The sequence below is a fragment of the Hyalangium sp. genome (assembly GCF_045802625.1).
In the GTDB taxonomy this organism is placed as follows: domain Bacteria; phylum Myxococcota; class Myxococcia; order Myxococcales; family Myxococcaceae; genus Hyalangium.
In genome coordinates this window covers 1-13,268 of record NZ_JBJMQP010000108.1, presented here as the reverse complement: position 1 = coordinate 13,268, position 13,268 = coordinate 1, and the positions used below count along the sequence as shown (strand labels likewise).

Genomic DNA, 13,268 nt, shown 5'->3' with positions numbered 1-13,268 from the left:
AAAATAATCAGGTCCCTTATTAAATGCCCCCCCCGTGTCGACCCGCGCCCCCGTCCGCATGAAGGTGACCGTGCCCCGCTATGAGCGGATGCAGCGGCTCGCGCGGCGCTTCCCGGAGCTGGACGCGAGCGCCATCGAGACGTGCCTGGCCATGCTGCTCACCGCGCAGGAGCTCGGGGATGCCTACGAGGCCCACTTCGCGCGCCATGGCCTGTCCCAGGGGCGCTTCGTGGTGCTCATCCACCTGCTCTATGAGGAGGACTCCACTGGCGCGGGCCTCACCCCCGCGGAGCTGGCCGACAACTCCGCGTGCAGCCGCGCCACCATGACGGGGCTGCTGGACACCCTGGAGCACAGCGGCTTCATCTCCAGACAAGATCATCCCGAGGATCGCCGGATGTACACGGTGCACCTCACGCCCAAGGCGCACGCGTTCCTCCAGGGCATGCTGCCAGACCACTACCGCCGCGTCGCCGCGCTGATGGCGCCGCTGAGCCAGGCCGAGCGCGCCACCCTGCAACAGCTCTTGAAGAAGGTGGCCTCGGGCATCCCTGCCCTGAGAGACCCCTGAAGCCCTTTCCCACAACACCCCTCTCCCATGACGACCCAGACCGCCTCTCCCGCACCGAACCTTCCGCCTCCTCCCTCCCTCGAGGCCGTGGCTCCCCCCAAGCCCGCCGCTCCGCGCTCGCGCGCGAAGATCGTCCTGCCCACCATCCTGGGCGTGGCCGCGCTCGTGGCGGGTGGGCACTACCTGCTCACCTACGGCCGCGAGTCCACCGATGACGCCCAGGTGGAGGGCCGCGTCGCCAACGTGTCGCCGCGCGTGGCCGGCCAGGTGGCCAAGGTGCTGGTGCAGGACAATCAGCTCGTGAAGGCCGGGGACGTGATGGTGGAGCTGGACCGGAAGGATCTGGACGCGAAGCTGGAGGCGGCCAAGGCGGACGTGCTCAGCGCCGAGGCCCAGCTTGCCTCCGCCCAGGCGCAGCTCTCGCTCACGGATGCGACGGTCGGCGCCAACCTCCGCCAGGCCAAGGCAGGCGTGACGCAGGCCTCGAGCGGCATCAACTCCTCCAAGGCCGCGCTGGATCAGGCCCGCGCGGACGTGGCCTCCGCCGAGGCCCGCTTCAAGCTGACCGAGACGGATCTGGGCCGCGTGAAGCAGCTCACCTCCGAGGGCGCCCTCTCCCCGGCGGAGCTCGACATGCGCCAGGCGGCGTATGATCAGGCCCACGCGGCGCTGGAGCAGGCCCGGGCGCGGCTGGCCTCCACCGAGGCGGGCATCGAGAACTCCTCGGGCGGGTTCGAGGCGGCGCAGGGCCGGCTGGTGGCGGCGCAGGCGGGACCGGCGCAGGTGCAGGCGGCCCAGGCGGCGGTGAAGCTGGCCGAGGCGCGGCTGCAGCAGGCCCGCGCGGCGCTGTCGCTGGCGGAGCTGGCCGTGTCCTATACGCAGGTGCGCGCTCCGGTGACGGGCCAGGTGAGCCGCCGCACGGTGGAGCCCGGGCAGATGGTGGGCCCCGAGCGTCCGCTGATGGCGATCGTCCCCCAGGACGACATGTGGGTGGTGGCCAACTTCAAGGAGGACCAGGTGGGCGACATGCGCCCGGGCCAGCCGGTGGACGTGAAGGTGGATGCCTTCTCCGGCCACCTCTTCAAGGGCCACGTGGACAGCCTGGCCGGCGCCAGCGGGGCGCGCTTCGCGCTGCTGCCTCCGGACAACGCCTCGGGCAACTTCGTGAAGGTGGTGCAGCGCATCCCCGTGCTGGTGCGCTTCGACGAGAAGCCGGGCGACCTGCCGCTCAAGCCGGGCATGAGCGCCGAGGTGACGGTCGACTTGAGGAGCCGCTAGCCCCTCGGGGGTGAGCGCGCGAGGCGCACCATGCAAGAGACCATCACCGGCTCCAAGGCCGGCATCACCATCGCCGCGATGGCCGCGGCGCTGATGGCGGTGCTCGACATCTCCATCGTCAACGTGGCGCTGACCGACATCCGCGCCAGCTTCGGCACGCCGCTGGATCAGATCGCCTGGGTATCCACCGGCTACATGATGGCCAACGTGGTGGTCATCCCCATGACGGGGTGGTTCCAGCGGCGCTTCGGCTTCCGGCGCTACTTCACCTTCTCGGTGCTGCTCTTCACCGCGGCGAGCGTGCTGTGCGGCATGTCCTGGAGCCTGCCCTCGCTGGTGATGTTCCGGATTCTGCAGGGCATGGGCGGCGGCGCCATCATCCCCACCGCGCAGTCGCTGCTCTTCGCCCGCTACCCGCGCGAGGAGCACGGCATGGCGGGCGCGCTCTTCGGGCTCGGGGCGGTGACGGGGCCGCTGCTGGGGCCCACCGTGGGCGGCATGCTGATTGACGCCGCGAGCTGGCACTGGGTGTTCCTGATCAACCTGCCGGTGGGCCTGTTCGCCGCGTACATGGCCTGGCGCCACATCGAGCAGAAGAACTTCGTCCCCTCCACCGAGCCGGTGGATCGCCCCGGCATCGCCCTGCTGGCGGTGGGCATGGCGTCGCTCCAGTACGTGCTGGAGGAGGGCAACCGCGAGGACTGGTTCGACAGCCGCACTATCACCGTGCTGGCGATTGTCGCGGCCGCGGCGCTCATCACCTTCATCGTCCACGAGCTGGAGACACCCAAGCCCGTGGTGGATCTACGGGTGTTCGCCAACCGCTCCTACTCGGCGGCCACCGGGGTGAACTTCCTGGTCGGCACGGCGCTGTTCTCTGGCAGCTTCCTGTTCAGCCTCTTCTGCGGCACGGTGATGCGCTACTCAGCGCTGGACATCGGGCTGCTGTTCCTCAAGGGCAGCGCCATCCAGATCGCGATCATGCCGCTCATCGGCCGCTTCGGTAACAAGCTGGATGGACGCATGATGGTGGCGCTCGGCATCACAGGCATGTGCGCGTCCCTCTTCATCAACGGCTACCTGACGAACCGGGTGGATGAAGGCACGCTCATCCTGCCGATCTTCATCCGCGCCTGCTCCATGGGCTTCGTCTTCGTGCCCATGTCGGTGATTGCGCTCAGCGACCTGAAGCCCGAGCAGCGCGGCAACGGAGCGGGCCTCTTCAACCTCACCCGAGAGCTGGGCGGCTCTATTGGCACGGCGTGGATGAGCAGCGCGCTCAGCAGCTCCGCCAAGCTGAACACCACGCTGCTGACCTCTCACGTGGACGCCTACAGCCAGGTGGTGCAGGAGCAGCTCGCCGGCATGCAGGGGCAGTTCGCGGGCCGGGTGTTCGATCCCACCGGCGCCGCCTACGGCGTGCTGAACCTGCGCATCACCACCCAGGCGCTGGTGCGGGCCTTCAACGCCAACTTCACCACGCTGGCGGTGCTGTTCGCGTGCTCGCTGGGGCTGGTGCTGCTGCTCAAGAGGCCCGGCGCGAACGTGAAGATCGAGGGCGGCGCCCACTGAGCCGGGCCCGGCAGTGGGAGGGCTCCGGAAATGTAAAAGCGCGGAAGAAGCGGCCCCTCCTTCCGCGCTTTAGCCCCCCCAGCCTGCGATGCGAGCCCTATTGGGAACGCACACCCTCTCCCCATGCGCGTGGTGTGCCATCCCGGAAGGCATGACGCCTGTAGGCAAATCAGCCACTTAGAGAGTCGCTGGGAGAGGCGTCGCGTTCGAGTTGGACGCAACTGCGTCCGCCCTGGAAGCAGCTGCGTTCAAAGTGGACGCAAACGGGGCGAAAGAGCCACCTGTCCACTCGGTGCCACTTCCGTTCCGTAGCCTACAGCTGCGGCTGGAGGATGAAGACGCGATCCAACCGGTTGCTGCCGCGGCCGAGGGGGGCGTCCAGCCGGTAGTCGAAGTCGTACGTGGCCACGAGGCGCAGGCCCGCGGAGCGGAAGAGGCGCCGGGCCTCGGCCAGATCGTAGGTGCGGAAGAACCACGTCGTCTCGATGAGCATGTCCTTCCCTGGCCCGGTGATGCGCAGGCGGTTGCGCATGGGCGAGCGACGCAGGGGGCGATCCGGGAGGCCCTCGCGGGTGTTGCAGACGACGGTGTCACGGCCCACGCGCCCGACCCAGCGCTCGCGCTCGAGGGTGGCGCGGGCGTAGTCGGTGAGGTGGAAGCCGAGCACGTACAGGCCCTCGGGCTTGAGCATCCGGCGGGTGCTCCGCAGGTGGGCGCGGGCGGCGGCCTCGCTGTCCAGGTAGCGGAAGGTGGAGACGAGGTTGAAGGCCAGGTCCACGCGGCCCTCCCACTCGGGCGCGGTGAAGGACTCCATGCGCGACTGGAAGAGGTGGACCTGGCGGCGCCTCGCGGGCGAGAGCCTGCGGCGGGCGTGCGCGAGCATCGGCTCGGAGATGTCATAGCCCACGACGTCGAGTCCTCGGCGAGCCGCCTCGGCGACGAGCCGCCCGGCGCCACACGCGGGCTCGAACAGCAGGGAGCCTCCGGTGCCGTGGTGCCGGTTCACCGAGAGCAGGAAGTCCATCTCCTTCACGGTGTCGGTGCCGAAGATGGCCTCGTAATACTTGGGGTGGGAGTACCAGTCTGAGCGTCGTTCCATAGGGGCTGGATGCGGGGCGCGCATCCTCCAGCCCGGCGAGCCGAAAGCCAAGGGGCTCGCGTCAGTGCGGGCTCACGGGCACCTGTTCGAAGTCCGGAGCGCGAGTGTCTCGCTCTTCGAGGAGCTCCAGGGCCAGGCGCATGAAGTCGGACTCGGTGATGATGCCCACGAGCTCTCCCTGCTCATCCACCACGGGCAGACACCCGAAGCGGCGATCCAGGAGCTTCTCGATGGCCTGACGGACGGAGGCGGAGGGCTCCACGGTCTCCACCTCCCGCGTCATCACGTCCTTCACGCTGACGGGCAGAGCGCCCTGCCCCGCCGGCTGCCGAGCGAGCGCGCGGATGAGATCCCGGTGGCTCACCAGCCCCACGAGCTTGCGGCCGTGCACGACAGGCACGTGGCGGATGTGGTGCCGCTTCAGGAGGTCATCCACCTGGATGAGCCCCTCTTCCGCCTCCAGCGTGACGACATCGCGGGTCATGAGATCTGCAACCGTGAGCATGGCTGTCTCCTCCGGGCTTCCGCCTGCCCTCAACGGTGTGTGCAACTGGGAGCGAATGCACCTGCCCCATGGGCCGGCAGCCCGCCGCCCGTGCGGCTGCCCCGGGCGATTCAGTGCTCCGTGAAGCGCGCCAGCGCGAGCATCAGCAGCAGCCCAGCGACGAGCGCCACCAGGTTGCGCCCCTGCCGGTCCTTGCCATGGCGGCTGACGTGGGGGAGCAGATCCGACACGGCGATATAGAGGAAGGTGCCCGCGGAGAACGCGAGCGCCCACGGCGAGAACTTCTCGAAGTGCAGCGCCGCGTCCGAGGCAAGGTAGAGCCCGGCGCCCACGGGCACGATGAGCCCGTAGAAGGTGGCGTAGGAGAGGAGGACGGCGGAGCTCTTCCCCTCCGACTTGAGGATCGAGGCGAGCGACAGCGAGGACGGGATCTTGTGCGCGATGATGGCGATGAAGGCCATCAGCCCCACGCCCTCCTTCACGGACGAGCCCAGCGCCACGCCATCGATGAGCGTGTGCACGGAGAGGCCCACGAACGCCGTGAGCCCCAGCCCGTGGTGCGCGTGCTCGGTGCACTCGATCGGCTCCTCGCACGAGTGCGAGAGGAAGTAGCGCTCCAGCACCACGAGGCAGACGAAGCCCGCCGGCACCAGCGTGAAGGACGGATAGCCGCCTCCGCGGAACGCCTCGGGCAGCATGTGGAAGAAGGCCGCGCCCAGCATCACTCCCGCGGCGAAGGCCAGGAAGGACACCAGCCGCGTGGCTCGGTGGGTGAAGACCACCACCAGTGAGCCGACGATGGCTCCCAGCACGATGAAGAATGAGTAGGCGGCGACCGCGGCCACGACCTGCGACATTGGGGCGCGGACCCTACCTCAGATAGAGCAGGCGCGACACTTGTCAGGCCCGAGGCGTTGGAGCCGACGCCGGTGAGGTGGGCTGCTCGCCCTGGGCCAGCCCCCGCGTCTCGCTGCGCACCGTGGGCAGCCACGCCGGGTGGTTGCGCAAAAAGACGATGAGCCGCTCGCGCACCAGGCAGCGCAGATCGAACAGCTTGCTGGAGTGCGAGCTGACCAGCGCACGCACCGACAGCGTCTTCTCCAGGACGTTGAGCACCACCACGCCCTGCACCTTGCCGTCCCAGAGCTCGCGGCCCTCGTTCTCCAGGATGCGCCGCAGCTCCGCGCGCAGCGCGTCGATGTCCGTCGAGTAGTCCACCTGGAGCAGCACGTCTCCCAGCATCATCGAGCCGGACCGGCTCCAGTTCTGGAAGGGCTTGTCCAGGAACTGGCTGATGGGGATGACCATGCGGCGCTCGTCCCAGATCCGGACCACCACATAGGTGAGGGTGATCTCCTCCACGGTGCCGAACTCGTTCTCCACCACCACCTGGTCTCCCAGGCGGATGGGCTGCGTCATCGACAGCTGGATGCCGGCCAGCAGCGTGGAGATGGACTTCTGCGCCGCGAGGCCAATCACCAGGCCGGCCAGTCCCGCCGAGGCCAGCAGCGACACTCCGACGCTCTTCACCACCTCGAACTGCATGAGCAGCAGCGCCGCCGAGACAATATAGGTGGCTGACTCGAGCACGCGCCGGAGCACGGCGAGCTGGGTGCTCAGGCTGCGCAGCCGCCCCTCATCCTCCGCATGCTCGGAGACCTTGTCCTGCAGGTAGACGGTGGTGACGTGCAGGAAGCGCAGGATGAACCAGGCCACCGCGATGATGACCAACGAGTAGCAGAGCTGGTTGATCGCCCTGTGGACGGGTTGCGGCAGCAACAGGACGGAGGCGCCCAGCGCCAGCAGCGCCGCGTAGTACGGCAGCCGCAGCGGCCCCCGGCCCGCGCCCACCAGCGAGTCGTCCCACTGCATCTTGGTCCACTTCGCCAGCCGCATCGCGAACGCCAGCGTCACGCGCTCGCCCAGCAGCGCCAGCACCCAGCCGGCCATCAGCACCACCACCAGCCCCAGCCACTGCCACGGCTCCAGCCCCAGCACCGGCTTCTCGAAGAAGACCGCCGGCAGCGTCTCGGCCAGCAGCGGGCCGTACGCGTCGAAGAGCTTGTCCACCTGCTTCACCGTGGACTCGTTGAACACCCACACCAGCGCACCGTCATCGCTCCCCACCACGCGCTGGAGGCGGATGGGCACCTCCACGTCGTTCAGCAGGATGGTGCCGAGCTGGTCGAAGCGCGGCTCGGTGGGGTCTCCCTCGGGGGACTTGCTCAGCACGGAGAAGTCGATGGGCAGCTTGCGATCCAGGACGAACTTCAGCCGGCGGGCCAGCTGGGCCCCCCGCTCGGCCTGCTCGGAGCGGGGCAGGAAGTCCAGATCCAGGTAGTGCGCCGCCCGCCGGTAGTCCCCCGCGTGGGCCGCCTCGATGAAGCCGTGCACGGTGGCCACCGGGGTCTGCCGGTCCACGGTAGGTGGAGGTGCACCCAAACCGGAGTTGAGAGCCCAGGCCGGGAGGGCGGCGAGGATGAGAGCGCAGCAGAAGGCCGGAAAGGCTCGGGGCATGGCCGATCTCCTTACTCCTTCGGCGCGGCTTTGCGCGCAATGTTCACTGAAGGGGCAGAGCAGCGGACCGTATGCCCGTCGACATGGCAAGAGGGTCGTTGAGCAACCAAGCGGGCGGAAAGCCGTGGTACCTCGGGAGGCGGATAAGTTAGAACGAGGCTCCAAGGGAAGGTCGCCGTGCAAGAGAAGCGAAAAATCCTCCTCATCGACGACAGCGAGATCACCCTCGCCATGGAGAAGGCCGTTCTCGAGGCGCGCGGCTATGAGGTGGTCGCCACCTCGACGCTGATGGAGTTCGAGAAGACGCTGCGCAACTGGCGGCCGGACCTCATCCTCACCGACATCCACATGCCCGAGGCCAAGGGCACGGACATCTGCCGCACCCTGAAGAACCAGTATGGCACGCAGGACATCCCCATCATCCTGTTCTCCAGCCTGCCGGACGACGAGCTGTCCAAGCTGGCCGAGCAGGTGGGCGCCGACGGCTCCTTGTCCAAGGTGAACGGGCTGGAGGCCATGGGCGAGAAGATCGACGAGCTGGTGCAGAGCATCCTCTGGTGATGCGCTCGCTCACGGTCCTGACGCTGCTGGCGGTGGGGCTCGCGGGCTGCAAGCGCGCCCCGGATCCGGCCCCGGCGTCTCCTCCCAGCGCGGCGGAGGAGGCCAGCAGACCCTCGGGCGCCATCCTGCTGTTCTCCGCGGACACGCGCGGCTATCTGGGCCCGTGCGGCTGCAGCGAGAACATGCGCGGCGGCATTGATCGGGCGGCCTTCGAGGTGCAGGAGGCGCGCAAGAGCGGCCTGCCCGTCCTCTATATCGACGGGGGCGACAGCCTCTTTGGCGAGCCCACGCTCAAGCCGGCGCAGGTGCCTCAGGAGGAGCGCAAGGCGCAGGCGCTGGCCGAGTCCATGAAGAAGATGGGGCTGGCCGTCCGCGCCACGGGCGAGCTGGATGACGTGCGAGGCGAGGCCTTCCGCCAGAGCCTGGGCCTGCCGGAGCTGCCGGCCGGGGGCGTGAAGCTGCTGCGGGCGGGGGCTCGGCAGGTGGGCGTGGTGTCGGCGAAGGAGGTGCCGCAGCTCCTGGAGGCCAGCGCCCAGGCGCGCAAGGACGGCGCGGACTTCGTGGTGGCGCTCTTCCACGACACGGTGGAGCAGGCGCAGGCGGCGGCCGACCAGCCGGGCCTGCAGGCGGACCTGCTCATCGCTACCCACACCGCCACCGAGTTCAGCGGCGAGGACCACAAGCAGGTGCGGGCCACCGTGCCCGTGGTGGCGCTGCAGAGCAAGGGCCGCGAGCTGCTGCGCGTGGACCTGAGCTACGGCCCCCAGCAGGGGCGCTTCACCCAGGCGACCTCCCAGGCGGACACGGACCGGGAGGCCTCGCTGCTGGACCAGCGCATGGCGATGCTCAACAAGGAGATCAACCTGCCGGGCATCGATCCCCAGCGCCACCAGGGCCTGCAGGCCAAGCTGGAGGAGCTGGCCGCGCGCAAGCAGAAGCTGCTGACGGAGCCCGTGGCGGCTCCCGCGGGGGTGAACAGCTTCTCGGTGCGCTTCCTCCCGCTGGAGTCCAACCTCCCCAGCCAGCCGGACGTGCAGGCGGTGGTGAAGGCGTATGACAAGGACGTGGGGCAGATGAACCTTGCCTGGGCCAAGGAGCACGGCGAGGACTGCCCCGCGCCGAAGAAGGGCCAGGCCGCCTTCGTGGGCACCGCCGCCTGCAAGGAGTGCCACTCGGAGGCAATGCCCCCCTGGGAGAGTTCCAAGCACAGCCACGCCTGGACCACGCTCGAGGAGAAGGGAAAGCAGTACCACCTCAACTGCGTGGGCTGTCATGTCACTGGCTACGAGAAGCCCGGCGGCGTGTGCCGGCTGGACAAAGTGGCGGGGCGAGAGGGCGTCGGCTGCGAGAGCTGCCATGGCCCGGGCTCGCTCCACGCCGAGAACCCCACGACGAAGAACATCGTCGCCGAGCCCACGCGCGAGGTGTGCGTCACCTGCCACAACCCGGAGAACTCGCCGCACTTCGACTTCGCGACGTACCTCCCCCAGATCCTCGGGCCCGGCCACGGCCAGCCCACCGGCAAGAAGTAGGCGGTATTCCCAACTGGCGGTGAAACTTCCGGGCTGCGAATGCCTGCTCGGGAAGCAGGCCGCCGGGTTGGTTGTTTGACTGTCAAGGGAAATCGCGGAAACTTGGGTCTTCTCCTGCTTTCCGGGCGCCTGCCCTCAGGGTCTCCATGCCGTCTCTCTGCTTGATGCTGGTCACCCTCGCCTCGGTTCCCTCCTCGAAGGAAGAGCTGCCGATGCCGCCTCCGCCTCCCGGCATGCACGTGCTCGGGGCCGAGGAGAAGAAGCAGCTGCTCGGCAGCAATGCGGCGGAGGAGACGGCGGACGAGCCCGAGGAGGCCAACGAGGACGTGGAGTCCGAGTCCGCCGAGATGGAGGAGCTGCGCGCCCTGGAAGGGGCGGCGTTGGATCCGGCGGCGAAGCCGAACGCGGAGGTGCTCCAGTCCCTGCGCCGGCTGGGCGTGGCCAACCCGCTGCGCCTGCGGATGCTGGACGCGCTGGAGGAGCCCATCCTCCGCGAGGACGACACCCCGCCCGAGCTGCCCCTCATCAAGGACCTGGAGAACTTCGACGTCGCGCAGATCCAGGACCGGTACGACATCCCCGTGGAGATGCAGCCGTTGGTGGCGCAGTACATCCAGTTCTTCCAGGGCCCGGGCCGCAAGTGGTACCGCAAGTGGGTATCGCGCTCCACGCGCTACCTGCCGGTGATGCAGCCCATCCTCGAGCAGAAGGGGCTGCCTCGCGACACGGTGTACCTGGCGATGATCGAGAGCGGGTTCTCCTCGAGCGCGTACTCGTGGGCGCACGCGGCGGGGCCGTGGCAGTTCATCTCCGGCACGGCGCGCATGTTCGGCCTGCGCGAGGACTTCTGGGTGGATGAGCGAAGGGATCCGATCAAGTCCACCTACGCGGCGGCGGCCTACCTCAAGCAGATGCACGATGACCTGGGGCACTGGTACCTGGCCTGGGCCGGCTACAACACGGGCGGCGGGCGCGTGCGGCGGATGATGGATAAGTACGGCACCTCGGACTTCTGGGCGCTGTCCGAGGAGAAGGGCTTCGCCAAGGAGACAAAGCACTACGTGCCCAAGCTGATCGCCGCGGCGCTCATCGCCAAGAACCCGAGCGCGTTCGGCTTCCGCGAGGAGGAGTTCGAGTACGAGCCGCCGATGGCCTTCGACGAGGCGAAGCTCGTGGACGCCACGGACCTGGACGTCATCGCCCGCGCGGCGGGGATCAGCGTCAAGGACGTGCAGGAGCTCAACCCGGAGCTGAAGCGCTGGTGCACCCCGCCGGCCACGGAGAAGCAGCCGTACGTGCTCCGGCTGCCGAAGGGCACCGCGGAGCAGTTCGCGAAGAACTTCAAGCAGATCTCCCCCAGCGAGCGCCTGGCGTTCCGCATCCACAAGGTGAAGCGCGGGGACACGCTGTCGAAGATCGCCCTGTCCTACGGCAGCGCGCAGGAGGCCATCCTTCAGTTCAACCGCCTGAAGAACGCGCGCTCGCTGCGCATCAACGCGGATCTGGCCATCCCCGTGCCGGCGGGCCGCAACGGCTCGGCGGCGCTGGAGCGCAAGGTGGCTCAGGCGCGCCGCAGCGGCGTGACGGCGACGCGCCCCGAAGAGGAGATCCCCGCGGGGACGCCTCGGGCGCCGGTGGCCACGGGCGCCATCAAGACGGAGGTCATCGACGGCCGCACCCGCGTCACCTACGGCGTGCAGGACGGAGACAGCCTGTGGGCCATCGCCCAGCACTTCAACGTGACGGTGGAGGATCTGCGGAAGTGGAACGAGCTGCCCCGGAGCAAGCGCGGGCTGCAGGTGGGCACGCTGATCCAGGTGTGGCCGGGCACTCCCGCCACGTCGCCGGTGCAGGAGCGCGCGGGCACGGTGCTGGCGTCCACCCGCGAGCCGGTGAAGCCCCAGGACGGCCGTCACGCCACGCACACGCTGGCTGTGGGCGAGACGCTCTGGTCCGTGGCCCAGCGCTACGGCATCACCGTGGATGACATCAAGCGGTGGAACAACATCAAGGACCAACGCACTGTGCCCGCCGGCAAGCAGCTCGTGGTGGCCGCGCCCTGAACGAATCGCAGGAAAACACCGCCCATACGCTCCCGTGCATTACGGAGGGGGTGGATTGGGCGCGATCATTGCTCCGTTTTTTAAAAACGCATACACCTTGAACCAGCCGGGCTGGGGCTCCACGCCGGGCACCACCTGGGTGCACCGCTCCGCGCGAGCGTCGATCCGGACGTAATACAGGGGCTCCTGGTACCCCAGGGTGGCCTTCAACGACTCAGCGGAAGGCTCGCACTCGGCTGGATACTCTTTTTGCGCTAGCACGTGCCTCACCGCTGTATTGGCCACAACGATAGCAGGCCCATCCAACACCGCCAGGGGAGTCAGGTTCTCGGGCCAACGGATCGCAGTGGACGCCACGATGTCTCCATTCACGGGAGGCACACTGGCAGGGACCGGCAAAGCTTCAGCCAATGGGGCTTGCTCAGGTGTGGGGCCCTGCCCAGGCGGAGGGACAACCGTCCCCTCCGTGGCGGCGGGTGGCTCTGCTCTGGCCACGACCTCGCCTTGAGGCGTAACCGCGTAGATGTATTGCCAGTCGAGGACGCGCCCGCTCGGGCCACCGCAGCGCTGAAAGCGCTGATCAAGCACCACGTAATACAGGCCTTCGTCGGCCCGGTGAAGACGGCAACATCCATTCCTTGTGCAGGGCTGGTGCACCCTCGGAAGAGACCTGGATCCGTGTTGGTGTTCACCATCTCGCGGATGGCGGCTGCAGCCGCGAGCGTGGCAGCCGCCTCGGTGAAGGGAATGCACACTTGCGAGCCGGGGTAATCGCCGTCGATCACTGAGAAGAACGGCCGGCATGACGCGTGATTTCCCGCGACTGGTTCCGATACTCGCCAGGACAAGGAGTCATGGGTTCCAGCGACGTAGATCGTCGAGCAGTACTCCGTGGACAGGCCGATGATGGGCTTCTGCGAGACCGGGTCACACACCTTGGCGCCGGGCAGTTTGAGCAGCGCGTCCGCCACATCCCTGAGCAAAGTGATGGGGATGGAGGTGTCTCCGCTGGGCATCTCGAGCGCGGGCACTTCTGACCATGGCCCCACGGGGTCTTTCTGCGTCTTGTTCGGTGAGAACAGGCGGGGCTGCGGTAGCGCACCCCATGATCAGTAGCCCCCATAGCGAGGCACTCTTCATGGGAAGAGACAGTAGCCTATCCGATCTGCGGGGCACAACGCGAAGGCGACGTCCAGCCGCGACGTAGACCTCCCGCTATAAGAGTCCATCGTAGGATGGCGGCCACATGGCCTCCTCCGACGCCCTCGGGACCCTCGACTTCGCCACCCCGCTCCTCTGCCAGCAGCTCTGGAATGGGGCGCATCAGGCGTTCCCCGTCGCCGCTCCCTCCCTGACGAGCCACGCACCCACCCAGGAGGCCTGTCTGGCGGAGCAGCGGCTCTTCCTCGAGGAGTATCTCTCTCGGGCGGAGCCCGACGTCCTCGCCCACTTCGCCCTGCCCGAGCAGGTCCGCATCGAGATGATCGAGGTGCTGGCACCTCGCGCGGACCTGCCCAAGCGCCTCTTCAAGCCGAAGACGCTCGAGCTGGCCACGCTCGTCGTGCCACTG

Annotated in this window: 12 protein-coding genes; 7 read left to right on the top strand and 5 right to left on the bottom strand. The window is 68.3% G+C overall.

The features are described from left to right. Positions 1 to 34 precede the first annotated feature (34 nt). From ACJ8AT_RS19040 to ACJ8AT_RS19030, 3 genes are read left to right on the top strand one after another with little or no spacing between them, the layout of a single operon-like run. Positions 35 to 571, top strand: coding sequence for a MarR family winged helix-turn-helix transcriptional regulator (locus ACJ8AT_RS19040; RefSeq protein ID WP_407739185.1), 537 nt, complete (start codon positions 35 to 37; stop codon positions 569 to 571). Positions 572 to 598: 27 nt separating this feature from the next. Beyond that, on the top strand, positions 599 to 1,849 hold the full coding sequence (locus ACJ8AT_RS19035; RefSeq protein WP_407739184.1) for an HlyD family secretion protein: 1,251 nt from the start codon (positions 599 to 601) through the stop codon (positions 1,847 to 1,849). Between the two features lie 30 nt (positions 1,850 to 1,879). Continuing rightward, entirely contained in the window at positions 1,880 to 3,421 is a 1,542-nt protein-coding gene (locus ACJ8AT_RS19030) for a DHA2 family efflux MFS transporter permease subunit (protein WP_407739183.1), read from the top strand. A gap of 313 nt (positions 3,422 to 3,734) precedes the next feature. On the opposite strand, the gene ACJ8AT_RS19025 is transcribed toward ACJ8AT_RS19030, so the two are convergent. The 4 genes from ACJ8AT_RS19025 to ACJ8AT_RS19010 all read right to left on the bottom strand — a co-directional run bounded on the left by ACJ8AT_RS19025 (position 3,735) and on the right by ACJ8AT_RS19010 (position 7,542). After that, the gene (locus ACJ8AT_RS19025) at positions 3,735 to 4,520 is read right to left on the bottom strand and encodes a class I SAM-dependent methyltransferase (RefSeq protein WP_407739182.1); all 786 of its coding nucleotides are present in this window, start codon (positions 4,518 to 4,520) and stop codon (positions 3,735 to 3,737) included. 61 nt (positions 4,521 to 4,581) lie between these two features. Then, positions 4,582 to 5,025, bottom strand: a complete 444-nt coding sequence (locus ACJ8AT_RS19020; protein WP_407739181.1) for a CBS domain-containing protein — start codon at positions 5,023 to 5,025, stop codon at positions 4,582 to 4,584. Positions 5,026 to 5,135: 110 nt separating this feature from the next. Continuing rightward, a complete protein-coding gene (locus ACJ8AT_RS19015; RefSeq protein WP_407739180.1) occupies positions 5,136 to 5,882 on the bottom strand; it encodes a ZIP family metal transporter in 747 nt (248 codons plus the stop codon). A gap of 43 nt (positions 5,883 to 5,925) precedes the next feature. Then, positions 5,926 to 7,542: a mechanosensitive ion channel family protein gene (locus ACJ8AT_RS19010; protein ID WP_407739179.1), complete on the bottom strand. Its 1,617-nt coding sequence runs from the start codon at positions 7,540 to 7,542 to the stop codon at positions 5,926 to 5,928. 177 nt (positions 7,543 to 7,719) lie between these two features. On the opposite strand from ACJ8AT_RS19010, the gene ACJ8AT_RS19005 reads away from it, so the two are divergent. The 3 genes from ACJ8AT_RS19005 (at position 7,720) to ACJ8AT_RS18995 (ending at position 11,698) form a co-directional block, all read left to right on the top strand. Further along, positions 7,720 to 8,103 (top strand): PleD family two-component system response regulator, encoded by a 384-nt coding sequence (locus tag ACJ8AT_RS19005; protein ID WP_407739178.1) that lies wholly within the window; start codon positions 7,720 to 7,722, stop codon positions 8,101 to 8,103. Continuing rightward, entirely contained in the window at positions 8,103 to 9,635 is a 1,533-nt protein-coding gene (locus ACJ8AT_RS19000; RefSeq protein WP_407739177.1) for a multiheme c-type cytochrome, read from the top strand. The genes ACJ8AT_RS19005 and ACJ8AT_RS19000 overlap by 1 nt, the downstream gene beginning before the upstream one ends. A 146-nt stretch (positions 9,636 to 9,781) precedes the next feature. Next, positions 9,782 to 11,698, top strand: a complete 1,917-nt coding sequence (locus ACJ8AT_RS18995; RefSeq protein ID WP_407739176.1) for a LysM peptidoglycan-binding domain-containing protein — start codon at positions 9,782 to 9,784, stop codon at positions 11,696 to 11,698. 39 nt (positions 11,699 to 11,737) lie between these two features. On the opposite strand, the gene ACJ8AT_RS18990 is transcribed toward ACJ8AT_RS18995, so the two are convergent. After that, complete coding sequence (locus ACJ8AT_RS18990) at positions 11,738 to 12,055, bottom strand: hypothetical protein (RefSeq protein ID WP_407739175.1); 318 nt, start codon at positions 12,053 to 12,055, stop codon at positions 11,738 to 11,740. 889 nt (positions 12,056 to 12,944) lie between these two features. On the opposite strand from ACJ8AT_RS18990, the gene ACJ8AT_RS18985 reads away from it, so the two are divergent. Further along, the coding region (locus ACJ8AT_RS18985; RefSeq protein WP_407739174.1) for a hypothetical protein at positions 12,945 to 13,268 on the top strand (324 nt) is incomplete at its 3' end.